The sequence below is a fragment of the Rhodococcus sp. NPDC019647 genome, from assembly GCF_044389235.1.
Lineage (GTDB): Bacteria > Actinomycetota > Actinomycetes > Mycobacteriales > Mycobacteriaceae > Rhodococcus_F > Rhodococcus_F oxybenzonivorans.
On sequence record NZ_JBIRXS010000002.1, the window covers coordinates 281365 to 304511 of the forward strand.

At 65.9% G+C, this 23147-nt stretch carries 21 protein-coding genes; 7 read left to right on the forward strand and 14 right to left on the reverse strand.

Translation table 11 applies throughout. The features are described from left to right. Positions 1-20: 20 nt before the first annotated feature. Positions 21-929 carry a LysR family transcriptional regulator gene (locus ACH49N_RS05960; RefSeq protein WP_358271053.1) on the reverse strand — a complete coding sequence of 303 codons (909 nt, stop codon included), beginning with the start codon at positions 927-929 and terminating at the stop codon, positions 21-23. A 119-nt stretch (positions 930-1048) separates the two neighbouring features. On the opposite strand from ACH49N_RS05960, the gene ACH49N_RS05965 reads away from it, so the two are divergent. Next, the gene (locus tag ACH49N_RS05965; protein WP_358271054.1) at positions 1049-2422 is read left to right on the forward strand and encodes an MFS transporter; all 1374 of its coding nucleotides are present in this window, start codon (positions 1049-1051) and stop codon (positions 2420-2422) included. Beyond that, positions 2419-3171 (forward strand): 3-hydroxybutyrate dehydrogenase, encoded by a 753-nt coding sequence (locus tag ACH49N_RS05970; RefSeq protein ID WP_358271056.1) that lies wholly within the window; start codon positions 2419-2421, stop codon positions 3169-3171. Before ACH49N_RS05965 ends, ACH49N_RS05970 begins: the two co-directional genes overlap by 4 nt. A gap of 76 nt (positions 3172-3247) precedes the next feature. Here ACH49N_RS05970 and purD read toward each other — a convergent pair whose 3' ends face one another. Next, complete coding sequence (gene purD, locus ACH49N_RS05975; protein WP_109327118.1) at positions 3248-4501, reverse strand: phosphoribosylamine--glycine ligase; 1254 nt, start codon at positions 4499-4501, stop codon at positions 3248-3250. A gap of 68 nt (positions 4502-4569) precedes the next feature. Further along, positions 4570-6507: an FAD-dependent oxidoreductase gene (locus tag ACH49N_RS05980; RefSeq protein WP_358271057.1), complete on the reverse strand. Its 1938-nt coding sequence runs from the start codon at positions 6505-6507 to the stop codon at positions 4570-4572. Between the two features lie 207 nt (positions 6508-6714). On the opposite strand from ACH49N_RS05980, the gene ACH49N_RS05985 reads away from it, so the two are divergent. The 5 genes from ACH49N_RS05985 to ACH49N_RS06005 all read left to right on the forward strand — a co-directional run bounded on the left by ACH49N_RS05985 (position 6715) and on the right by ACH49N_RS06005 (position 12354). Then, positions 6715-7752 (forward strand): extracellular solute-binding protein, encoded by a 1038-nt coding sequence (locus ACH49N_RS05985; RefSeq protein WP_358271059.1) that lies wholly within the window; start codon positions 6715-6717, stop codon positions 7750-7752. Further along, positions 7749-8525 carry an SDR family NAD(P)-dependent oxidoreductase gene (locus ACH49N_RS05990; protein WP_159919553.1) on the forward strand — a complete coding sequence of 259 codons (777 nt, stop codon included), beginning with the start codon at positions 7749-7751 and terminating at the stop codon, positions 8523-8525. Before ACH49N_RS05985 ends, ACH49N_RS05990 begins: the two co-directional genes overlap by 4 nt. 151 nt (positions 8526-8676) lie before the next feature. Next, on the forward strand, positions 8677-9843 hold the full coding sequence (locus ACH49N_RS05995; RefSeq protein ID WP_358271061.1) for an ABC transporter ATP-binding protein: 1167 nt from the start codon (positions 8677-8679) through the stop codon (positions 9841-9843). Further along, positions 9843-11543: an iron ABC transporter permease gene (locus tag ACH49N_RS06000; protein WP_358271063.1), complete on the forward strand. Its 1701-nt coding sequence runs from the start codon at positions 9843-9845 to the stop codon at positions 11541-11543. Before ACH49N_RS05995 ends, ACH49N_RS06000 begins: the two co-directional genes overlap by 1 nt. Before the next feature lie 46 nt (positions 11544-11589). Beyond that, complete coding sequence (locus ACH49N_RS06005; RefSeq protein WP_358271065.1) at positions 11590-12354, forward strand: SDR family oxidoreductase; 765 nt, start codon at positions 11590-11592, stop codon at positions 12352-12354. A 67-nt stretch (positions 12355-12421) separates the two neighbouring features. Here ACH49N_RS06005 and ACH49N_RS06010 read toward each other — a convergent pair whose 3' ends face one another. The 11 genes from ACH49N_RS06010 to ACH49N_RS06060 all read right to left on the reverse strand — a co-directional run bounded on the left by ACH49N_RS06010 (position 12422) and on the right by ACH49N_RS06060 (position 23145). Beyond that, positions 12422-13453 carry an NADP-dependent oxidoreductase gene (locus ACH49N_RS06010; protein ID WP_159919545.1) on the reverse strand — a complete coding sequence of 344 codons (1032 nt, stop codon included), beginning with the start codon at positions 13451-13453 and terminating at the stop codon, positions 12422-12424. 15 nt (positions 13454-13468) lie between these two features. After that, positions 13469-14470, reverse strand: coding sequence for an MBL fold metallo-hydrolase (locus ACH49N_RS06015; protein ID WP_358271413.1), 1002 nt, complete (start codon positions 14468-14470; stop codon positions 13469-13471). Positions 14471-14481: 11 nt separating this feature from the next. After that, positions 14482-14817, reverse strand: a complete 336-nt coding sequence (locus ACH49N_RS06020) for an EthD family reductase (RefSeq protein WP_201453593.1) — start codon at positions 14815-14817, stop codon at positions 14482-14484. Between the two features lie 73 nt (positions 14818-14890). Next, positions 14891-15499, reverse strand: coding sequence for a TetR/AcrR family transcriptional regulator (locus ACH49N_RS06025; RefSeq protein ID WP_358271415.1), 609 nt, complete (start codon positions 15497-15499; stop codon positions 14891-14893). An 86-nt stretch (positions 15500-15585) separates the two neighbouring features. After that, positions 15586-17088, reverse strand: a complete 1503-nt coding sequence (locus ACH49N_RS06030; protein WP_358271417.1) for a class I adenylate-forming enzyme family protein — start codon at positions 17086-17088, stop codon at positions 15586-15588. 63 nt (positions 17089-17151) lie between these two features. After that, on the reverse strand, positions 17152-18183 hold the full coding sequence (locus ACH49N_RS06035; protein WP_358271419.1) for an NAD(P)-dependent alcohol dehydrogenase: 1032 nt from the start codon (positions 18181-18183) through the stop codon (positions 17152-17154). A 24-nt stretch (positions 18184-18207) separates the two neighbouring features. Further along, positions 18208-18969, reverse strand: coding sequence for an SDR family NAD(P)-dependent oxidoreductase (locus ACH49N_RS06040; RefSeq protein WP_159919543.1), 762 nt, complete (start codon positions 18967-18969; stop codon positions 18208-18210). Between the two features lie 33 nt (positions 18970-19002). Further along, positions 19003-19764: an SDR family NAD(P)-dependent oxidoreductase gene (locus ACH49N_RS06045; protein ID WP_159919541.1), complete on the reverse strand. Its 762-nt coding sequence runs from the start codon at positions 19762-19764 to the stop codon at positions 19003-19005. Beyond that, positions 19761-20963: an acyl-CoA dehydrogenase family protein gene (locus ACH49N_RS06050; protein ID WP_358271068.1), complete on the reverse strand. Its 1203-nt coding sequence runs from the start codon at positions 20961-20963 to the stop codon at positions 19761-19763. The genes ACH49N_RS06045 and ACH49N_RS06050 overlap by 4 nt, the downstream gene beginning before the upstream one ends. Positions 20964-20980: 17 nt before the next feature. Beyond that, entirely contained in the window at positions 20981-21943 is a 963-nt protein-coding gene (locus ACH49N_RS06055) for a phosphotransferase family protein (protein ID WP_358271070.1), read from the reverse strand. After that, entirely contained in the window at positions 21940-23145 is a 1206-nt protein-coding gene (locus tag ACH49N_RS06060) for an acyl-CoA dehydrogenase family protein (protein WP_358271072.1), read from the reverse strand. Before ACH49N_RS06060 ends, ACH49N_RS06055 begins: the two co-directional genes overlap by 4 nt. Between the last annotated feature and the right edge of the window lie 2 nt (positions 23146-23147).

Consider the following 23147-nt stretch of genomic DNA (forward strand, 5'->3'; position numbering starts at 1 on the left):
TCGACGCTAGCGTGACACCGTCAACGCCCGGCCAACGCATCCCGTTGGGACTCGACCGTCTCGCGGACGGCAGCCACGACTGCAGCCACCTCGGGCCTGCGGAGCGATTCGGGACGCGCGACGAGCCAGTACGCGAGTGTCGCCTCCACCTGTCCGGGCAGCACGCGAACGAGGTCGTCGTGCCGGTCGGCCATGAAGCACGGCAACAGCCCGATCCCCGCGGCGGCGCGGGTGGCCTCCACATGGACGAACACGTTGGTCGAGGTCACCGACTCCCGCATCGACACGGTGAGCCGGCGCGCCAGGTCCAGTTCGTCGACCTGCAGCATCGAGTCGATGAAGTACACCAGGGAATGGTCGGCAAGTTCGACGACGGTCCGCGGAGTGCCCTTCCGCTCGAGATACGACCGCGACGCATACAGACCGAGGGTGTAATCGGCCAGCCAGACGGCCTCGGCGCGGTGCACCTGCGGTTTGCCCACGACCACCTCGATGTCGAGACCCGAACGGTGCTGTGAGGCCCGGCGTGTGACCGCGACAATCTCCACGGACACCTCGGGGTGCCGGCGGCGAATCAACGCGCCCGCGGGTGCTGCGATGTACGCACTGAACCCGTCCGTAGCCGACACCCGCACCACGCCCTTGAGGCCGTCACCGCCGCCTGGCTCGGCGACGAGGCCGTGCACAGCGGCTTCCACCCGCTCGGCCGCGGTCAGGGCCTGCTGTCCCAGTTCGGTGAGTTCCCATCCGCCGGCGGCCTTCACGAGGACACGACCACCGAGTGTCTTCTCGAGGTTGGTGATGCGCCGGGAGATGGTGGTGTGATTTACACCGAGGTCGTCGGCCGCGGTGTTGAAGCGGCCGGTGCGTCCCACCGCCAACAGCACGAGCAGGTCATCTGCGCTGGGCATGGACGTTTCGGAAGTCATGTCTGCATATTTGCACACGGGGGTTGCATCATGCGCCATTGTGTGCGCACAAATATGCATCAATACTCGGCAGACAACACCCGATGTGTCCCCAGTCACAGGACAGCAAGGAGCGGCAGATGAGCGTCGACGAGACACTACGCACGGAAGCGACCCCGCCGTCGGGGCTGAAGAAGGTGGTCGGCGCGTCGATGGCCGGCACCGTGGTCGAGTGGTACGAGTTCTTCCTCTACGGCACGGCGGCGACCCTGGTCTTCAGCAAGGTCTTCTTCGCGGCCGGAGACAACGAACTCGACGCCATCATCGCGGCCTTCGTCACCTACGCGGTCGGCTTCGTCGCCCGTCCGCTCGGCGGCATCGTCTTCGGCCACTTCGGTGACAAGTTCGGCCGCAAGCAGCTGCTGCAGTTCAGCCTCGTCCTCGTGGGCACCGCCACCTTCCTCATGGGCTGCCTGCCCACCTTCGCTCAAATCGGTTACTGGGCGCCGGCGTTACTCGTCACGCTTCGCTTCATCCAGGGCTTCGCGGTCGGTGGCGAATGGGGCGGCGCGGTGCTCCTCGTCGCCGAGCACAGCCCCAGCCGGTCGCGCGGGTTCTGGGCTTCCTGGCCGCAGGCCGGCGTTCCGGCCGGCAACTTGGTGGCCACCGTCGTACTGCTCATCCTGACGACGACCCTCCCGGACGCAGCCTTCCTGAGCTGGGGCTGGCGGGTGGCCTTCTGGCTCTCCGCCGTGATCGTCCTGGTCGGCTACTACATTCGCACCAAGGTGACCGATGCGCCGATCTTCCTCCAGGCCCAGAAGGATGCCGAGAAGATCAAGGAGACGTCGTTCAACGTCTTCGAGGTGGTCAAGCGTTACCCGCGCGGCGTGTTCACCGCGATGGGACTGCGCTTCGGCGAGAACGTCATGTACTACCTCGTCGTCACCTTTTCGATCACCTACCTCAAGGTGGTGGTCCACACCGACACCGCGCAGATCCTGTGGTGGATGCTGATCGCGCATGCGGTGCACTTCGCGGTGATCCCGCTGGTGGGACGGTTGTCCGACAGCATCGGCCGCCGCCCTGTTTACATGATCGGTGCCCTGACCGCGGGAACCTGGGGTTTCTTCGCCTTCCCGATGATGAACAGCGGCCACAACGCCGTCATTCTCGGCGCTATCGTCATCGGCCTGGTGTTCCACGCCTTCATGTACGCGGGCCAGCCCGCGATCATGGCGGAGATGTTCCCCACCCGGATGCGCTACTCGGGCGTCTCGCTCGGCTACCAGGTGACGTCGATCGTGGCCGGCTCCCTGGCCCCCATCATCGCGGCGAGCCTGTTGAACAGGTACCACTCCTCGGTCCCCATCGCGATCTACCTCGCGATCGCCTCGCTCGTCACCGTCGTCGCCGTCGTCGTCGCCAAGGAGACCAAGGGCATCTCCCTCGAATCGATCGACGCGGCCGACGCCCGTACCCTGGCCGCGGAGAAGGCCGGAGCGCCGGCATGACCGCCCGCGACCTCTCCGGCCGCACGGCCCTCGTCACCGGTGGCGCGAGCGGAATCGGTGCGGCGTGCGCGCGACACCTGGCCGCGCGTGGAGCACAGGTCACCGTCGCAGACCTCGACGATGTCGCGGCCAAGACGCTCGCCGAGGAGATCGACGGAAGAGCTTGGCACGTGGACCTTCTCGACACGGATCAGCTCGCCGATCTGCGCCTGGAGGCGGACATCCTCGTCAACAACGCCGGTATCCAGACCGTCAGCCCGATCGAGGAATTCCGCGTGGAGGACTTCCGCCGGATCCAAACACTGATGGTGGAGGCACCGTTCCTGCTCATCCGTGCCGCCCTGCCCCACATGTACGCGCAGGGATTCGGGCGGATAGTGAATGTGTCCTCCGTGCACGGACTTCGGGCTTCGGCATTCAAGGTGGCGTACGTGACGGCCAAACACGCGCTCGAGGGCATGTCCAAGGTGACCGCCCTCGAGGGTGGCCCGCACGGCGTGACCAGCAACTGCGTCAACCCCGGTTACGTGTCGACGCCGTTGGTGCAGAAGCAGATCGCCGATCAGGCACAGCTGCACGGCGTCAGTGAGGCCGACGTGGTCGAGAAGGTGCTGCTGACCGAGAGCGCGATCAAACGGCTGGTGGAACCGGCCGAGGTCGCCTCCCTCGTCGGATGGCTGGCCTCAGCGGACGCCGGCATGGTCACCGGCGCCTCGTACACCATCGACGGCGGGTGGACGGCGCGATAACCAACAGGCCCGGAAAAGGCGTGCACCCCTGAATGCTCAGGGGTGCACGCCTTTCAGTACTAAAACAGGAACAGGCCTACGGGATGGCGATACGCCCCTCGACTGCGGCCAGCCCGATGTCTTTGCGGAAGTGGCTGCCTGGCAGCTTGATTGCGGCGATCTTGGCGTAGGCGTCCTCGCGTGCTTCGCTGAGGTTCGCGCCGACCCCGACAACGCTGAGTACACGCCCGCCCGCCGACACAACCTGTCCGTCGACGAGCTTCGTGCCGGCATGGAGAACGCCCTCCCCGTCGGCGCCGCTGATCACGTCACCCGTGCGGGGCGTCGCCGGATAGTGCTCGGCCGCTACCACCACGGTGACCGCCGAACCGTCCTGCCATTCGAGCGGCGGAACCTGATCGAGCGTGCCGGTGGCCGCCGCGTTCAGCAGCTCACCCAGCGGACTCTTCAGCAGGGCGAGTACCGCCTGGGTCTCGGGGTCGCCGAAGCGGCAGTTGAACTCGACCACGGCGGGGCCATCTTTGCCGATCGCCAGACCGGCGTACAGCAGGCCGCTGAAAGAGCTGCCCCGGGCGACGAGCTCCGCCGCGACCGGCTTGACGACGTCGTCGACGATCTGCGTGACCATCTGCTCGGGCAGCCACGGCAGCGGGGTGTACGCGCCCATGCCGCCGGTGTTGGGTCCGGTGTCACCGTCGCCGACGCGCTTGTGGTCCTGGGCAGGGAGGAGCGGCACCACGGTGTCGCCGTCGACGACGCAGAACAGCGACACCTCGGGGCCGTCGAGGAACGATTCGAGGAGGACCGGGTGCCCGTTTTCGAGCAATTCGGCGGCGTGATCGCGGGCAGCGTCCCGGTCGGTGGTGACCACGACGCCCTTGCCTGCCGCGAGGCCGTCGTCCTTGACCACCCAGTTGGGTCCGAAGCGGTCGAGTGCTTCGTCCAGCTTGGCGGGAGAATCGACGATCTCACTGTGCGCGGTCTTCACACCGGCGGCGGCCATCACGTCCTTGGCGAACGCTTTGGACCCCTCGATGCGCGCGGCGTCGGCCGACGGGCCGAAGCAGGCGATTCCCGCAGCGCGGACGGCGTCCGCAACACCCAGCACCAGCGGGACCTCGGGGCCCACCACGACCAGGTCGGCTTCTACCTTCTTCGCGAGATCGGCGACTGCCTCCCCGGAGGCGATGTCGACAGAATGCTGCTCGGCGATCTTGGCGATCCCGGCGTTCCCGGGAGCGCACATCAGGGCAGTGACACCCGGATCACGAGCGAGGGCGAGGAGGAGGGCATGTTCACGGGCTCCGGAGCCGATAACGAGTACGCGCACGGTGTCAGCGTACGGGCCCCGGAATGCCACCGGTGAGGGTGGCCGGGTACACCCCCTGTGAGTACTTCTTAACAGCGGGCGGTTAAGAAGTACTCACGGGCGACGGCACTACCCTCCGCGACGGCGTGGGCGACTTTGCGCGGAACGAGTGCGTCGCCGATGACATGGACACGTGCGCCTTCCGGCGCGAGGAGCGACCAGTCGAGCGAGCGCCGCTCACCGGCAACGACTACCCGGTCGACGTCGAGACGCGCCTTCTCCCCCGACAGGGTGTTCTCGAACTCGACCGTGCTGTCGGAGACGCCTACCAGCGAGGACAGCACCTGCACGTCGACCGGTTTGCCCGAAAGCCGACGCAGATACTGGACGCGACTCTCCGGAGGAAGACCGGAGGCGAATGCCGGGGCAGGCGTCAGGACCGTCACGCGGTCGGCGCCCGCGGCGAGCGCCGCTTCGACCGAACTTGCCGCAGGCCACAGCCCGAATCCGTCGTCGACCACCACGACGTGGCAGGCGCCGCGCAGCAGCTCTCCTCCCCCGATCAGCGCCTGCGAGGAGAGCAGGGACTGCGCCCCTACCGCTTCCGCAGGAAAGGTCTCCACGGCACCGACGGCGACGACTACCTCGTCGAAATCCTCCAACTCCGTGGCGCATACCGCGTGGCCCAGGCGGATCGACACCCGCGGCATGGCGACCGAGTAGTAGTCGAGGAGGCGACGCCAACCGCTGCGGTTCGGCGCGTCCGCGGCTATCGCAAGCTGGCCACCTATCCGCTCTCGCTGTTCGAAGAGTGTGACGTCGTGGTCGGATGCGAGCCGCATCGCACACTCGAGCCCGGCGGGGCCGGCACCGACGACGGCGATTCGTCGCCGGATACTCGATCGACGCGTAGGACCCAGCGTCAACGGATGCGCGGGACGTGCGGACTCGCCCGGTGGTGCAAGGTCAGGATTGACCGAGCAGAGAAGGACAGGGTCGAATGCCCTGCAGTCCTCGTTGCACGACACACAGGGTCGGATCGACGCTTCCTGGCCGGTCAGTATCTTTCTGGGGAAATCAGGGTCCGCTATCAGCGGTCGTGCGACACCGACGAGGTCGGCTCCGGACTGCAGCGCTGCTTCGATGGATACACCGGTGCGAAAGGACTGCGACACCAGCAGCGGCGGCCGGGTGGCGGCCCGCAACCGTCCGACCTCACCGAGTAGCGGTGGGTCGGCGACAGCCATGTCGCGGACGTAGGTGGTGCGAACGCCGACCGTGGCGTTGACGTAGTCGAACTCGGAGAGATACGGCAGCACCTCGCAGAGCCCATCCACGCTCAGGCCGGCCTCGTCTTCGCCTTCGGCAGACACGCGAACACCCAGGACGACACCCGGGCAGGCGTCACGAATAGCGGACGCGATGCGGTCGAGGATGTGGACACGCCGAGCAACCGTTTCGGCGTCTGGGCCGAAGTTGGTGTTCGGTGAAAGGAATTGCGCCAGCAGATATCCGTGCGCTGCGTGCAGTTCGACGACCTGAAATCCGACGGACCACGCGTGAACAGCGGATACCCGAAAGGCGTCGACGATCCCGTCGACGTCGGCGCGAGAGAGGGCGCGTGGTCGCGTCGGTTCGCGAGGCGAGCGGACGTCGGTGGGTGCGACGGGATGGCTCCACACTTCGGCGCCGAGCGTTTCGCGCCCGAGGTGCACGAGCTGGCAGGCCGCTATGGCTCCCTCGTCGGTAATCGCCCGCGCCCGCGCCTCGAGTCCGGCGACGACTTCGGGACGCCAGGCCTCGGTGATGTTGCCGTTGCGATTGGTCGAGCCGGGTGCCACCACGGTGCCGCCGACGATGAGCATTCCGGCCCCGCCGGCCGCACGGCGGCGCCAGTAGTCTGCGTCTCCGGGTGACGGGATACCGCCGGCGACTGCTCCGGATGCGTGCGCCGTGCCGACCAGCCGGTTCTTCAACCGGAGCGAGCCGAGTTGCAGCGGCTGCGCCGCACGTAGTGTCGTCGTCACGCCAACCTCCTAAGCGAACTGGATTCACTTCACCTTAGCAGGTGATTGACATCACACGCCGACTTCCCTAGATTCAAACTGATATCAGTTCAATTCAGCGAGGGGCACTATGCCGTTAGTTCTCGTCCACCGCGCAGCAGCGGACGCCACCACAGTGCTCACGCAGGTTCGCGTTCCGCGAACCGCTTCCGGAAGGACCTTCATGCCATGAGAAGTGTGCCGATAAAGCTGATGGCCGTCGCGGTGGTCGCCGCTTTCGCCTCCGCCGCTTGCGGATCCGGTGGTTCCGGTGTCAATAGACCAGTGTCCGGCAGTTGGGACGACGTCGTTGCCGCAGCCAAAGGCGAAGGCAGTGTGCTGCTGTACTCGAGCCAACTCCCCGCCAACCTCGAAGCCCTCGAAGTGGCCTTCGAGCAGGAGTATCCCGAGATCTCCCTCGAGTATGTCCGGGGAACCGACGCCGACATCAACCCGAAGGTCGAGGTCGAGAATCAGACGAAGCGCGGCACCGCCGATGTGCACATGATGACCGACGCCGCGTGGATCGAAACAGCTGCCGCGTCGGGCACCTACTCGACCGACCTCATCGGCCCGGCATTCGATGCGCCGGACTACGAACCACAGTCGAGCATCATTTCGGACAAGTTCTTCCTGACGAGTGCGGCGGTCTTCGCACTCGGATGGAACACGACGGCGCTTCCGGGCGGGCTCCGGAAGCCGGCAGACCTCCTCGACCCGGCGTTGAAGGGCAAGATAGGTATCGTCAACCCATCGGGGATCGCCTCCTACGTCGATTTCTACCGCTTCTTCGAGAAGAACTTCGGTGCCAATTACCTTCAGAAGCTTGCGGAGCTGGAACCGCGGATCTACCCGAGTGCATTGGGGGTTGCTCAGGCCCTGACCTCCGGCGAGATTGTCGCAACCCCGGTCGTGCAACCTTTGGTGCGCGAGAAGGAATCGGGCGCACCGGTAGACTGGGCCCTGCCCTCACCCCCGTGGGGAACGCCTTGGTTCACGCACGCTCTTTCCGCGGCACCGCACCCGAATGCGGCTCAGGTGCTGGCGAATTTCATGGTCACTCCGGCCGGCCAGAAGGCATTGTCACTCGGTTACGCGAGCGCCCTCCCCAACATCGAAGGCAGCGTCGCACGAGCCCAGGACATCACTCTGCCCAATCCTTCCGATCTGACGCCCGAATCACTCACCGAATACCAATCCGACTGGGAACAGCGATTCATCCAGTGACTACCTACGACGCGCGACTGCGCGACACCTGCGCTCTCGTCACCGGTGCTGCACGAGGGATAGGCGCCGCAACCGCCAAACTCTTCCACGCCCACGGGGCAACGGTCTACCTGTGCGATGTCGACGACGACCTCGGCAACGGCGTTGCGGCGAAACTCGGTGCGCGGGCGCACTACCGGCACCTGGACGTCACCGAGGAGTCTCAGTGGAAGCGCGTGACCACCGAGATGGCAGATCGCGGGCATCCGATGCGGATCCTCGTCAATTCCGCAGGCGCCGCTTCCAAAGCCTCCATCATGGAGACTTCGCTCGCCGACCTGCGGCGCATGATCGACCTCAATCTCGTGGGCACCTTCCTCGGCCTGCAAGCCGCAGGCGCGGCGATGACCACCGGGGGCTCCGTCGTCAACCTCTCTTCGCTGCGTGGTGTTCTCGCGACTGCCGAGCTCGGTGCGTACGGTGCATCGAAGTTCGGTGTTCGCGCCCTGACCCGCGTTGCGGCGCTGGAGTTCGCGGAATCGAATATCCGGGTCAACGCGGTCTGCCCGGGCAGCATCGACACGGCAATCACCGCCGGCTCCGACTTCGCCGACGATGACATGGAGGCCTACGTGAAATCCATTCCGTTGCAACGACGGGGACTGCCACTGGAGGTGGCGAAGGCCATTCTATTCCTCGCGTGCGAGGACAGTAGTTACATCACCGGCTCCGATCTCATGATCGATGGCGGAACCTCCGCGGGCGCAAGGACCCCGAAGCGTTCGTCGCCGTGAGGCCCAGTTGCCCACAGCGTCTTGCACCGGGGTCACACCAGCGCTATCGTCAATTGAATTGAATTCACTTTACTTCCGGACCAAGTTCGGAAGCAGGCCGTCGAACTGACGCCATTTCCGACAAACCACTCGCAACCAAGCAGGTGCCAAGGTGACATCGCAATTCAGGGTTTCCAACCTGACCAAGACCTTCGGGTCGAACACCATCGTCGATCAACTAGACCTCGACATCGAGGACGGTGAGTTTCTCGTCCTCCTCGGACCGAGCGGTTGCGGAAAGACGACCACGCTCCGCTGCATCGCCGGCCTCGAAACACCCGAGGACGGGTCGATCACCTTCAAGGACCACACCGTCTTCGATGCGTCGACCCGGATCAACGTTCCAGCGTACAAACGCAATATCGGCATGGTCTTCCAGTCCTACGCGCTGTGGCCCAACATGACGGTGCGAGAGAATATCCGGTACCCGTTGAAGGTTCGGCGGATGAAGAGCGCTATCGCCGCCGGACAGGTCGAGACCGCAGCGGGCATGGTGGATTGCGGAGCCCTGCTCGACCGGTACCCGTCCCAACTCAGCGGAGGACAGCAACAGCGAGTGGCGGTGGCCCGCGGCTTGGTCGCCCAACCCGACCTGGTGCTGTTCGACGAACCGCTGAGCAATCTCGATGCACGCCTGCGCGACCAAGTCCGGTCTCAGATTCACCAGCTCCACCAACGTCTGGGCTTCACAGCCGTTTTCGTCACTCATGATCAGGCCGAGGCGTTTGCACTCGGTGACCGACTCGCCATCATGAAGGCCGGCAAGATCGAACAGTACGACACCCCGGAGCGGGTGTACGAGACCCCGTCCTCCGACTATGTCGCCGCGTTCATCGGGATGGCGAACCGACTCGAACTCTTCCGGCGGCACGAGGGGTGGACAACGCGGGCCGGGACGGCTATCGAACTCGACACCGCCGGCATCTCGGGCGAATACATCAGCGGCGATGCGGCTCTCGGAAGACTTCGGCCCGAAGACCTGACGCTGCACCGCTCACTCGACGAAGTCCGCCCGGATGATGTCGGCCTTACCGGCGAGCTCGTCACCTCGGAGTACGGGGGTCGTTATTTCGACGTGATGGTGAACGCCGGAGGTGAACGGTTGTACCTTCGCGCAGATGCCGTACGGCACGGGGCCTGGTTGCGCGGCGCCACCCCGGGGTCGCCCCTGGCAGTCAGCTTCTCCCCCACCAAGCTACGTGTGTTTCCGCACCCGGACAGGCACGTGGACCCCAACATTCCCGTGCTCGCCCAGGCCGTCGCCGGATCGGAGGCGTGATGGCTACGGTTGCTGTGCGCGCCGGGGCACGTCCGATCGTTCTGGGTACGGTGTGGCGTAGCCGGCTCGGGTACGCCGCCCTGCTGGCGGTTCTGGCGTATCTCGTCGTTCTGCCGCTCTTCCGATTGCAGTCGCTGGCGTTCGAGGACGGCGCTCGCGGGTTTCAAGCGCAGTACGGCCGGTACGACATCGGCCAGACCATCAGGACGACCATCGCCCTCGCGGTCTCGTCACTCGCCATCGCAATGGTTTTGGGAACGGTACTCGCGTTCGCGGCGAGCAGGCTGCCACGCCGGCTGAGCTTTCTCAGAATCGTTCCCATCCTGCCCATCGTGATGCCCGCGGTAGCCAACGTGGTCGGGTGGGCATTTCTCCTCTCCCCCGGGCCCGGGTACCTGAACGCACTACTGCGCAAGCTTCCCTGGTGGAACCACGTGAACTCTGGGCCCGTCGACATTTACAGCACACCGTGGATCATCATTCTCACGGGTTTCGGACTCACTTCCTTCGTCTACCTTTTCGTCAGCGCGGGAATGCAGAACATCAGTTCCGAGCACCTCGAGGCGGCCCAGATCAGCGGATCGTCGACGCTCGGGGTGTTCTTCCGGGTAGTTCTCCCGCTACTGCGCCCCTCGCTGGTCTATGGCGGCGGAATTGCGCTGCTGCTCGGTCTCGGCCAGTTCACCGGTCCTCTCCTACTGGGACAGAACACTGGTGTGAAGGTGCTCACCACCGAGATGTATCGGCGGGTGTCGGAGTCGCCGGCGGACTTCGCCGCCGCAGCCGCGGCTGGCTCGCCGCTCGTCATCTTCGGTGTCGTCGTCGTGCTGGCGCAGAAGATGCTCCTCGGCAATCAGTCACGCTTCGTCACTCACGGCGGAAAAGCGTTCGCTCCCGACACCGGCCGCTCGGCCTGGGCCGCCGTGTGCATTTCGGTCTATGCGATGCTCGCACTCGTCGTCCCGCTGATCGGACTCGTCATCGTGGCGGTGTCGCCCTATTGGTCGGAGACACTGTCCTGGAATCTGTTCACACTCGACAACTTCCGGGCACTGTTCCAGACGGCCAGCATCGTCGACTCCGTGTACACGAGTCTCCTCACCTCCGTGGTGGCGGTCGCCATCTGCGTGCCGATCGGCTACCTTACCGCCACGCTGCTCGTGCGTGGCCGCAAACACAGGGTGCTGGGAACCATCGGTGACGTCATCACCGCTCTCCCCCTGGGTATTCCCGCGGTGATCTTCGGCGTCGGATTCCTGCTCACCTACACCCAGCCTCCGCTGATCCTCTACGGGACCAAAGCGGTCATCATCCTCGTCTACGTCGTACTGATGGTGCCCTTCGCCACCCGAATGCAGATGACGGCCATGCTGTCGCTCGGAGAGACCTACGCCGAGGCGTCGGCGACAAGCGGTGCGAGCCCGTTAGTCACGAACGTCCGGGTGATTCTGCCGCTGATGAGGCCGGCCGTGCTCAGCTCCGTCGCGTTGATGTTCATCCTGCTGACCCACGAGTTCGCCGCCTCTCTGCTCGTCCGCGCCGCCACGACACAGGTGATGGGTACGCTTCTGTTCGACCTGTGGGAGAACGGGTCCTACCCGCTGGTGGCCGCAATGGCCCTGCTCATGACGGCCGTGACCAGCATCGGTGTCGTGATCGCGATGCTCGTCGGCGGACGAAACGTTCTGAGCAACCTCTGATGGCGACCGTATTCCTCCGGATTCGAACAAGTGACAAGGAGTCACGATGAGCGTCGGCCCTGACCGGCTTCGCAACAAGGTCGTCCTGGTGACGGGAGCGACCGGTGGTATCGGCGCGGAGATCGTCCGCAGGCTCGCCGAGGAAGGCGCCCACGTCGTGGCCACCGATCTCGAGAAACCGGTCTGCACGGACTTACTCGACACTCTCGCCCAGCCCGAACGTCATGCCGCGCACGCCTTGGACGTCTCCTCCGAGGAACAGTGGGAGGCCGTCATCGCGGCGACCGAGGAGACGTTCGGCGCATTACACGCCCTGGTCAACAATGCGGCCATCGGCAGCGTTGCCACCGCGCAGGACGAAACGCGGTCCCACTGGGATCGGGTGATCGGGATCGGCCAGACCGGCACGTGGCTGGGCATGAAACATGCCGGCCCGCTGATCGAGCGGAGCGGCGGCGGTTCGATCGTGAACATGTGCTCGATACTCGGCACCGTGGGCGGTGTGGGTAACAGCGTCGCCTACGCAGCCGCCAAGGGCGCCGTCCGCACGATGACCAAGAACGCCGCCCTGCATTGGGCGAAAGCGGGAGTACGGGTCAATTCGCTGCACCCGGGGTTCATCGGTACGGCCCCATTGCTCGAGCGTTGGGAGGGCAGCGAGCGTCACCGCCAGATGCTGGCCGGCACCCCGATGGGTCGACTCGGCCGCGGTGAAGAAATCGCGGCCGCAGTTGCCTTCCTGGCCGGCGATGACTCCACGTTCGTCACCGGCTCGGAGATCTACGCAGACGGCGGGTGGACGGCGGCCTGAGCGAAGCAGAAGAACATGGCCCCCGCGTGATGCGTGGGCCATGTTCTTCTGTGTAGCCGCTGGAGCATCAGCGTAGGCGGCACAGCGTCTTTCCGACGGTGCGGCCCTGCAGCATCGCGACGATGGCGTCCGGCGCCGACCCGAGGCCTTCGAACACCGTCTCCTCGACAACGAGGCGACCGTCGCGGAGGTAGCTCCCGACCTCGGCCCGCATGTCGCCGAGCAGATGGTCGTACGCTCCGGCCCGGAAACCCTGCACCGTCAGGTTTTTCGCAACGATCTGAAAGAGATTGCCCGGACTCGGTGCCGCAGTGTCCGCGTCATAGGAGGCGACGGCGCCCGCCATGGCCACCCGGCCGCCTGGCCGGAGGTGATGCAGGGCGGCCTCGAGATGCGTTCCACCCACGTTGTCGAAATATAGGTCGATGCCGTCGGGTGCCGCGCTCGCGAGCGCTCCGGCCAGGTCCGGGCTGTGGTAGTCGAATGCGGCATCGAGTTTCAGTTCGTCCAGTAGGAACCTGACCTTCTCGCCGGAACCAGTGCTGCCGACCACGTGGTGACCTCGGAGCTTCGCAATCTGCGCGGCGAGACTGCCGACCGCACCCGCGGCCGACGAGATCCATACGACGTCTCCGCTCGTGAGTCCACCGATGCACTGCAATCCCACGTACGCCGTGAGCCCGGAACTGCCCAGCGCTCCGAGATAGGACTGCGGCGGGTGCACACTCGTGTCGAGGCGTGTCACGCCACCGGCCCCGGCCAAGGTTTCGCTGCCCTGCCGGACCACCGCGAACTCGCGAAAACCTTTGATGTGCAGAACCGTGTCGCCCTTCTCGAAGCCCGGGTCACGGGACTCGAGTACCTCACCGACAGCCAACCCGGTCAGCGTCTCCCCGATGCGGAACGGTGGGAGGTAGCCCGCGGGGCCCGTGGAGCCGAGACGCATCCTGACAGACGGGTCTATCGACGACCACGAGTTACGCACGAGAATGTCGCCGGGCATCAGTTCTTCGGGAACCGTCACCAGGTCGAGGTGGAAGTCCGACGGGCGGACCTTCCCCTGGGGATGGCGCGCCAGTTTCAGCTCATGACTCTGCATGGGATCCTTCCGCACTCAGGCGACGGAGAAGACGTCGCTGTCGTCTCGTCTTCGAACTGCGAGCCGGCCGCGATCGACCAGGGTATCGAGGTGGGCGAGGGTCTCACAGGTGGCGATCATTTTATTGAACGGGTCGAGCGTGGAGAACGGCTTCTCGCGTCGGGTCCACATGACCGCGTCTGCGACGGCCGTCGCGGTCGCAGGCCCCAGCGACACCAGCGCGTTCTGCATAGCCATGAATCGTCGGTCATGATGTGCGAGTAGCTCTTCGACTCGGACATGCACGCTCGGTGTCGGATCTCCGTGCGCCGGCAGGAGTTGCGCATCGGGGCGGTCGAGCATTCGGGACAGCGAGTCGAGGTAGCGCCCCAGGGGCAGGTCCCACTCGCCGAGTTCGAATCCGATCGACGGAGTGATCGAGGGTAGGACGTGGTCTCCGCTGAAAAGCAGGCCGCGCTGGGTATCGTGAAAGACGATGTGTCCCTTGGTGTGACCCGGAGTGTGTACTACGTCGATCGCGTGCTGCCCGATCCGAAGCGGACCCGCGTCGAGCCAATGGTCGGGCTCTTCCCAGTCCGACAGGTAGAACGGTTCCGCCGCGGTCAGAATCTCGACAGTGTCTGCCAGGACGGGGGCTCCGGCGCGGCGGAGCTCGTGCAGCGAATCCGTCGGAACGTTGCTGCCGAGAGCACTGACGGCCGCCAGTCCGTCCGCCTCGGCAGCACCGAGGTGGACGCGTGAGCCGTGGCGGCGGCGGAGTTCGACGGCGAATGTGTAGTGATCGCGGTGCACGTGGGTGACGTAGATGTCGTGAATCTGCGCGGTGGTGCGGCCGATCCGGCGCAGTGCGTGCTCCATCTCCTCGAAGGTGTTGTCGACGCGCCATCCGCCGTCGACGAGCGCCAGGCCGTCCGGGGTCTCGAGGGCGTAGACGTTCACCGCACCGAGACCGTCGTCAGGCATCTGAAGGGGCACTCGATGCACACCGGGCGCCACCTCGTAACAGCCCGGCTCCATCCAGGGAGCCCTCACGATGTGCCGCTGCCCATTTCGACCATCGTCTTCTCCTCGCCCATGACGAGGATGCGCTTGCCACGCATCTGACCGACGTTGTCTACGGCGGCTTGCCATTGCGGGCTGGCGAGCGCGGCATCGAGGTCCTCACGGGAGTCGAAACTCAGAATCGAGACGCCGTCCCATTCCCGCGACCTGTCGTCCATCGCGTCGAGCACTTCGGTGTGCTGCCAGCGCCGCAGGCCCGGGAGCGGGTAGGTCACATCGGCGTGTTCGCCGCGCCACCACTGAATGAACTGTTCATGACTCCAGTCGTGCGGACGGGCGGCCAAGACGATCAAGTTGTACATCATCACTCCATAACTGACCTGAATTAAGTTCACTTGCGGTCGGTATGCGAAAGCCCCTCCGCTCATGCGTGCGTTATGCGCGGACGATGCGCAGAGTGGCGTCGCGAACTTGTCGGTTGAGCTGGTCGAGACTCATGTCGCCGTCGGGCCGATACCAACGCCAGACGCTGACGACGAGCCCGAGGACCAGTCGGGCCATCAAACGTGGATCCGCGTCGGCGAAGACCCCGGCACCCATCCCTTTCGCGATGAGGAAAGACCACTCTTCTTCGATCGAGTTCACCAGTGCACGGGAAGTCTGGCGCTCCGCTTCTTCCTTCTCGGATTGACGGGGGGTGGCGAGGAGATCCATGTGGCTGTGCAGGATGCGTCGCTGCAGGGCATCCCGGGGGGTCGCTTCCAGGGCACTCGTGACGGCGGCCCCCAACGCCTCCACCGGATCGTCGATGCCCTCGATCGCAGCAGCGAATCGCTCGAGGGACTCCGCCAGTTCGAGACGCATGATGGTCAGCAGGCAGTGACCCTTGGACTCGAAATAGTGGTAGAGCGCCGTCTGGCCGATACCGACCTCGTCGGCGATCGACGCCCACTTGGTGTGCTCGAAGCCCACTGCGCCGAAGCGTTCGATCGCGGCCGTGAGGATGAGCCCGCGCTTGGAACGCGGACCATCGCGGAGCGTCATGGCTTCTACGGACACGGGATCCCCATCCATCTGTTGTCGGTCGGTACCGGTAAGACTACCTGAACTGAGGTCAAGTCGGGCCGGATTCAGGGGCTCACGGTACCGGCGAGCAGACGTGTGGCAAGGTCCACCGCATCCGGCCGAGACAGTTTCCCCACCCTGTTCTGCGGCAAATCGTCGATCGCGAAGACGAACTCCGGCCACTTGAACTTCGGAAACCCGATGGCGTCGAGGTGCGCGGTCACCTCGGCGAGGGTGATCGGGGCACCCATGCTCACCACCAGGGCGGCGGCGCGTTCACCGAGCAGCTCGTCCGGGACCGGCACCACGCACACCTGCGACACGGTCGGAATGCGCGCGACGGCTGCCTCGACCTCGTTGATGTCGATGTTGCGGCCGCCACGGATGATGATCTGCTTCTGCCGTCCCATCACCCGGATGCTTCCGTCCTCGGCGACTTCGACGAGGTCGCCGGTGAGCAAGAATCCGTCCGCGGTGAGTTCGGGCGGTGCCGGAACACCTGCCCGCGCATAGCCGACGAACAGGGAGGGACCCTTGACCTGTGCATCGCCCACCCGCCCGGCCGGAAGGGGAACGCCAGAATTGTCCACCGCTCGGACGACGGTGCCGGGGAAGGGACGACCGTCCCGCCCCAGGCGCACGGCCGGCTCGTCCGAGGGCAGCGGGGTGGTATGCCCGAGGCACTCGGACATACCGAACACCCGCAGGAACGTCGTGCCTAGAGTTCGCTCGGCGCGACCGAGTGCACCGGCGTCCATCGGCCCGCCGCCGACGGTCATCGCTTTCAGCGAGGTAAGCGCACCCGTAGCGTCCGGCGCGACGGCCAGCTGGAGCGCCATGGTGGGGACAAGCATCGTCCACGCAACCTGGTGTTCCCGGATGACCGTAAGCGCGGCAGCAGGTTTCCAGCCGTCCATACAGACCATCGGCGCGCCGAGCATCGCGGGGAGGTAGAGACCGAAGCAGAATGCGGCCACCGACGAGAGCGGGACGAACGCGGCAACCGGATCCCCGGGTTCGAGGCCGACCGCGTCGATGGTGCACCGGCCTGCGTAGCGGATCGCTGATTCCGACTGCACCACGCATTTGGGATGTCCGGTCGACCCGGACGTCATCGCAATCGCGATCCCGCCGTTCCATCGCTCGACATCGCTGACCGGCGATCGCGACCAGCGCACCGACCAGCCGCCCAGCGCGCTCGCCTCGTCACCGAAGCGGTCGTCCGGTACACCCCAGTGCGCAAGGGACTCCTTGTCGGCGATCACCACATCGGGTGCGATGTCGTGCAGGGCCACGGCGAACTCCGACGGGCCGGCATGCCTGCTGAACACGGCGACGACACCGCCCCGCATCCCGACCGCAAGTGCCGCGGTCAGGGTCCGCCAGCTGTTGTCCGCCTGCACGAGCACGGTGGGCGATCCCCCGGGGCCGGCGTCCAACAGTGCGGCGAGCTCGGTCGCCGCCGCAACGATGCCGGCACGAGTCCACCCACCCGACGCATCGACGACCGCGACCTCGTCCGGCGCACTCTCTGCACGAGCAACGAATTCACGCGCCAGCTCCCACATCACGCAGCCTCCTCTTGGTTACTGAATCACAATTGTTTCGGTGTTGACACACATTGTCGGTGGTCACGGCACGAGGACGGCGCGCCCGCGGATCGCCCCGCGGCGCAGCCGGTCGTATGTGTCGAGGGCGTCGTCCAAGCGGTATGCGGTCGACTCGACGCTCAGCAGCCCTCGATGCGCAAGATCGACTACCGCCTCGAGGTCCGCGCGCGTTCCCCAGAACGGGGCGCTGACCTGCCAGCCGTTGGGTAGTCCGAGATCCTTGCCGACTGTGAGCCGGCCTCCCCCGCTGCCCACGACCACCAGGCGGGCACCGGGTCCGAGCAACTGCACTGCCGCCTTCGTGGTGGCCTCCGAGCCCACGAAGTCGAAGACGACGTCGGCGCCGGTCGACTGCGGAATCCGAGCGGTGTCGGCGAATGCCGCGTCGGCTCCCAACCGCATCGCAAACGCGCGGGATTCCGGTCGCGGATCGACGGCGAACACGGTGCCGCCGCCGAGAGCGCGGAGAATTTGGACGGCGAGGTGGCCCAGTCCCCCGACGCCGACCACGACGGCTACGGAGTTGCCGTCGACGAGATCACTGTTCGTACGTATCGCGTGGTAGGCCGTCAGGGCGGCATCGGCGAGCGGGGCGGCACTCTCCGGAGCAAGCCCCCCGGCGCGTACCACGAACCGTTCCGTGGGAACGATCATGGCCTCGGCCAGGCCGCCGTCGTAGCCGAGACCGTTGCCGATCGCGGGAAGCCGGCCGTCGGCCCGCCGACGCAGTTCGTGACAGTAGTTCTCTCTGCCTCGTCTGCAGTTGCGGCAGTCGCCGCAGGACCACACGCCATGGACCACTACGGACTCGCCGACCCACGAACTGTCGGCGGCGGGGCCCACACCGACAACGGTTCCGGCCACCTCGTGCCCGAGTGTGAGCGGCAGCGGGTAGTCGAAGACACCGGCGGGTGCGTCCATGACGTGCAGGTCGGATCGGCAGAGCCCGGCCGCCCGGACTTCGAGCAGCAGTTCGGCTCCCTGGGGTTCGGGGACCCGGACGGGCAGGACCTGCGCGGGTTCACCCCACCCGGTCAAGCGCACGGCTTTCATCGTCTCGATGGTCACCTTCCTCACCTACCTGGCTGCCCAACCGCCGTCGACGACGAGGGTCTGTCCGGTGACATACGAAGACGCGTCCGATGCGAGGAACAGCACGGCACCGTCCACTTCGCCCGCGCGGCCACCGCGGCCGAGCATCGTGTTGCGACGCACCCAGTCGGCTGAACGCTGGTTGCTGAACAATCCGTCGGTCATCTCGGTATCGAACCATCCGGGCACGACGGCGTTGACACGGACGCCCCGCCTGCCCCACTGACCCGCGAGCTCGCGGGTCAGACCGAGGATGCCCGCCTTCGAGGCTGCGTAGCTCGCGCCGCCGATGGGTGCTGTGGACACCAACCCGATGACCGAGGAGATATTGATGATCGAGATCCCCGCGTCGTCCGGAACCCCCGACGTGGCATAGGTGGCGAGATGGAATCCCGCTGCGAGATTGACATCGAGAATCGACGAGAACCCGTCGGCGGTTTCGTCCTCCGCGTTGGGCGGTCCGGGCTTTCCGGCGTTGTTGACGAGGACGTCGACGTGGCCGGTTCGTTCGCGGGCGCGGTCGACGAGCCGGCGCCGGTCGGCGTCGACGGTGATGTCGCATTCGACCGGGACCACGGTGTCGACCTCCTCCGCCAGCGCGGCGAGCCGATCGACTCGGCGGGCTGCGGCAAAGACCGTCGCGCCTGCCGACGCCAGTGTCCGCGCGAATCCCATTCCCAATCCGGACGACGCACCCGTGACGACGGCGACGCGACCGCTCAGCTCGAACAGCTCGGGTACCTGCATGTGTTGGCTCCTACTCGTGTTCGTGCACCCGCGTCAGTAGACGGCGGTGCGCCCGCCGTCGACCGGGATGATCGCGCCCGTGGTGTATCCGGCACGGTCACCGGCCAGATGCACGACGAGGCCGGCGATTTCATCCGGACGTCCCAGCCGTCCCGCCGGAAGCCGATCGACGATCTTCCCGATGAACTCGTCGTCCCATTCGGCCGCCATGTCGGTCGCGAATCCGCCCGGCATGATGCAGTTCACTCGCACCTGGGGCGCGTATTCCTGGGCGAAGGCCATCGTCAGCGCGTTGAGGCCGTTCTTCGACGCCGCATACATCGCCTCCGGCGGGCTGGGCCGCAGCGCTCCGATACTCGAGATATTGATGATCGAACCGCCCCCGGCCGCACTCATCCTGGCACCGGCCACCGCCATCAGCCGGAACGGGCCCTTCAGGTTGACCTCGATCGTCTTGTCGAAGAGCGACTCGGAGACCGACTCGAGGTTCGGCGACAGAGGCGCGATACCGGCGTTGTTCACGACGACGTCGAGGCTTCCGAACTGGTCGAGAATGTGATCGACAGCAAGTTCGATCGCATCCCACTTTCCGACGTGCAGCGCGAGCGGTTCGGCGATTCCACCGGTTTCCCTCGCGATCGCGCGGGCCGCGGAGATGCACGCCTCCTCCTTGCGGCTCGACACGATCACGGTGGCGCCCGCGGCGGCCAACCCCGTGGCGATGGCGTATCCGAGCCCCCGGGTGGCACCCGTGACGAGCGCGACCTTCCCCTTCAACTCTGCGGTCGTGTTCATGCGTACTTCTTCAGTTCGAGGCGCGCGATCGTGCGCAGATGGACTTCGTTCGGGCCGTCGGCGATCTGCAGTGCCCTCGTGATTGCATACAGCCGGGCCAGGACGGTGTCGTCACTCACCCCTGCGGCGCCGTGCGCCTGCACGGCGCGGTCGACCACCCGATGGGCAATCTCCATGGCGGCAACCTTGATCGCCGCGACTTCCGAACGGGCAGCGGCGTTGCCGCGGGTGTCCATCAGCCACGACGACTTCAGGACCAGCAGTCGAATCTGATCGATCTCCATCCGGCTACGGGCAATCCACTCGCGCACCACACCGCGGTCGGCGAGCGGTGCGCCGAATGCGGTGCGCTGCAGCACTCGTCGACACATCAGCTCGAGGGCCCGTTCCGCCATGCCGATCGCCCGCATCGCGTAGTGCATCCGTCCCGGCCCCAGCCGCCCCTGCGCAATCGCGAACCCGTCGCCTTCGGCGCCGAGCATGTGGTCGGCGGGCACCCGTACGTCGGTGAACTGAACCTCACCGTGGCCGAGCCGGTCGTGGTAGCCGAACATGGGCAGATCACGGAGCACCTCGATGCCGGGGGCATCCGCGGGCACCAGAATCATGCTCTGCTGCCGGTACGTCGGAGCCTCGGACTCGGACTTGCCCATGAAGATGACAAGCTTGCAGTCGGGGTCGAGAATGCCCGAGGTGTACCACTTCCGGCCGTTCAGGACGTACTCGTCGCCCTCGCGGCGGATGGTCGAGGTGATGTTCGTGGCATCCGAACTCGCCACGTCCGGCTCCGTCATCGCGAATGCCGACCTGATCGTGCAGTCGAGGAGCGGCTGGAGCCAGCGCGCCTGCTGCTGCGGGGTGCCGTACATGGCGAGGATTTCCATGTTGCCGGTGTCGGGCGCCGAGCAGTTGATGGCTTCGTTGCCGATCACCGACCGGCCGACCATTTCGGCAAGGGGCGCGTATTCGAGGTTGGTGAGCCCGGCACCCCACTCACCGTGCGTCATGAAGAGATTCCACAACCCGAGCTCGCGGGCCTTCTCCTGTAGGTCCAGCATGACCTTCGGCTGCTCGTGGGGATTGTCGTTCGACCTGATCTGCTCGTCGTACACGGCCTCGGCCGGATAGACGTGCTCTTCCATGAAAATCCGCAGCTGCTCGAGCAGTCGCTCGGTGCGTGCGGAGTATCCGAAGTCCACGTGTCGTCCTTTTCTGATCAGGCGAGTAGCGCAGTGCCACTGCGAATGAGCTGTGAGATGGTGTCGGGCAGCCGTTCCTGGTCGGGGTCGTGGTGGCGGCCCTCGCGGTGCCGGCGCAGGTTGTGGCCCATGATCGCCGCCATTTTCAGACGGCCGAGTGCGTTGAACCAGTTCATGTCCGGCAGTGCCGGGTCGTCCCTGGTGTAGAGGTCGATCAGTTCATCCTCGGACGGCAGATCGGGCACGGCGCGCCCCACACCGGGAAAGTTCGCCCCGTCGGCGAAGACGAGGAACCAGCCCAATTCGACCCGTGGATCACCCAGGCTCCAGATCTCCCAGTCGATCAACGCCGCCGGCTCCGTGTCACGCGCGATGATGTTGCCCAGCCGGTAGTCGCCGTGCACCAGCGTCGGTGCGAGCGCCTCAGGGAGATCGTCGGCGAGCAGACGGAGCAACTCGTCGCCCCCACTGACGAGTTCGGGCGGAACAGCGTCCAGGGTGCGTTGCCACCGCGCCAACTCCGCGCCGGGTGACAACGGATCTCCGGCTGCCGGGATCGTGTCGATGGGCACCGCGTGCAGCAGCGGCAGTACCTGCGCGGCGCGGCGCATCCGCGCGGCCGCAACGGCCGGTTCGACCGCCGGCGTATCGAGTACAGGTTCGAGGGATTCCCCGGCAACGTACTCCATCGCGAACCACGCCGGTCCGGTCTCGTCGACGGCGACGATGCGGGGCACGGGAACCTCTGTGGCCCCGAGTGTTTGCATGATTCTCGCCTGGCGCACCATGTCGTGTCGACCGATGGGACGTTGGCCTTCGGGAACGGCCTTGACCACGAGGTCGCCGTCACCGGTCCGGACTTTGTAGGTCAGCCCGGAGTGCCCTCCGAGTAGCGGCTCGAGTGGGCCTACGTCCAGGCCCGGGGTCTGCTCGCGCAACCGTTGCGCCACACGGTCGTCGAGGGTGATTGTCGCACTCATGGGCGGGGCTCCCTCGGCAGGCCGAGCACGCGCTCGGCGAGGATGTTGCGCTGGATCTCGTCGGTGCCGCCGGCGATGCGGTATCCGGGCGCGCCGAGCACGTGCTCGGTCCACGCAAACGTGCCCCACTCGCCCGAGTCTGCGATCAGGTCGCGGCCCAGCAACAGCCGGACCACTTCCGAAGTTCGCGCCATGGTGTCGGTGGCGAGCAACTTCCCCACCGAGGCCTCCGGGCCGGGATCCTTGTCCGCGACCACGGCGGCGGCTACCCGCATTCCGGTCACCCGCTGGACGTAGCTGCGCGTCACCAGATCCGCGACTGTGTCACGTTCGATCTCGGACAGTTCACGACCCAGGTTACGGGCGAGTTCCACAGCCTGATCCGCGTTGGCAAGGCCGAGATTCCCGGCGTCGAGACGCTCGGCTGCCAGCACGGTCAAGGCGACCGGCCAGCCCTGTCCCACCGGCCCCAGCCGGTAGTCGTCGGACAGTTCGACGCCGTCGAGGTAGACCTCGTTGAAGGAGCTGCCCCCGGTCATCTGGCGGATCGGCCGGACGGTGACACCGGGAGCATCCATCGGGACCAAGAAGACGGTGAGGCCCGCATGTTTGGGTGCGTCGGGGTCGGTGCGGCATACCGCGACCCCGACGTCGGCGACCCGGGCGCCCGACGTCCAGACCTTGTGTCCGGTGATCGTCCACCGGCCATCCCGTTCGACTGCCCTCGTCCGGACCGCTGCCAGGTCGGATCCCGCTTCGGTTTCGGAAAACAGCTGACAGGCAATGATATCGGTACGCAACATCGCCCGCACGTACCGCTCGCACTGTCCGGGCGTTCCCCACTGGGCAATGGCAGGAGCGACCAGTTGCTGTGTCACCGAGAACATTTCGGTTCGTCGCGGCACGTCGAACGCGTTCTCTTCCCGCCGGAATGCAAGCACATAGGACATCGGCAGCGCCCGTCCGCCGTACTCGACCGGCCAGTTCATCGAACCCCACCCGGCGTCGAATTTCGTCTGTTCGTAGGCGCGGATATGGTCGGTCTCGTCGCGCTCCTGCTCCTCGGTCCAATTCTCGAAGACGGCGACCGAGTCGGAACCCACTCCCCATTTGATCTGGGTACGCGGCTCGGCGACCGTCCGCAGCCACGCTCGTGCGTCGTCCACGAACTGGTCCACATCGGGCATCGTTGCTTGGTTCATGG

Bases quoted from the DNA above. Each gene is read 5' to 3' on its own strand.
- ACH49N_RS06010 (WP_159919545.1), bottom strand. From the start codon at position 13,453: ATGCAGAGTCATGAGCTGAAACTGGCGCGCCATCCCCAGGGGAAGGTC.
- ACH49N_RS06045 (WP_159919541.1), bottom strand. From the start codon at position 19,764: ATGAACACGACCGCAGAGTTGAAGGGGAAGGTCGCGCTCGTCACGGGT.
- ACH49N_RS06015 (WP_358271413.1), bottom strand. From the start codon at position 14,470: ATGGAGCCGGGCTGTTACGAGGTGGCGCCCGGTGTGCATCGAGTGCCC.
- ACH49N_RS06020 (WP_201453593.1), bottom strand. From the start codon at position 14,817: ATGTACAACTTGATCGTCTTGGCCGCCCGTCCGCACGACTGGAGTCAT.
- ACH49N_RS06030 (WP_358271417.1), bottom strand. From the start codon at position 17,088: ATGTGGGAGCTGGCGCGTGAATTCGTTGCTCGTGCAGAGAGTGCGCCG.
- ACH49N_RS06005 (WP_358271065.1), top strand. From the start codon at position 11,590: ATGAGCGTCGGCCCTGACCGGCTTCGCAACAAGGTCGTCCTGGTGACG.
- ACH49N_RS06025 (WP_358271415.1), bottom strand. From the start codon at position 15,499: ATGACGCTCCGCGATGGTCCGCGTTCCAAGCGCGGGCTCATCCTCACG.
- ACH49N_RS05960 (WP_358271053.1), bottom strand. From the start codon at position 929: ATGACTTCCGAAACGTCCATGCCCAGCGCAGATGACCTGCTCGTGCTG.
- ACH49N_RS05965 (WP_358271054.1), top strand. From the start codon at position 1,049: ATGAGCGTCGACGAGACACTACGCACGGAAGCGACCCCGCCGTCGGGG.
- ACH49N_RS06055 (WP_358271070.1), bottom strand. From the start codon at position 21,943: ATGAGTGCGACAATCACCCTCGACGACCGTGTGGCGCAACGGTTGCGC.
- ACH49N_RS06035 (WP_358271419.1), bottom strand. From the start codon at position 18,183: ATGAAAGCCGTGCGCTTGACCGGGTGGGGTGAACCCGCGCAGGTCCTG.
- ACH49N_RS05985 (WP_358271059.1), top strand. From the start codon at position 6,715: ATGAGAAGTGTGCCGATAAAGCTGATGGCCGTCGCGGTGGTCGCCGCT.
- ACH49N_RS05970 (WP_358271056.1), top strand. From the start codon at position 2,419: ATGACCGCCCGCGACCTCTCCGGCCGCACGGCCCTCGTCACCGGTGGC.
- ACH49N_RS06060 (WP_358271072.1), bottom strand. From the start codon at position 23,145: ATGAACCAAGCAACGATGCCCGATGTGGACCAGTTCGTGGACGACGCA.
- ACH49N_RS06000 (WP_358271063.1), top strand. From the start codon at position 9,843: ATGGCTACGGTTGCTGTGCGCGCCGGGGCACGTCCGATCGTTCTGGGT.
- ACH49N_RS06040 (WP_159919543.1), bottom strand. From the start codon at position 18,969: ATGCAGGTACCCGAGCTGTTCGAGCTGAGCGGTCGCGTCGCCGTCGTC.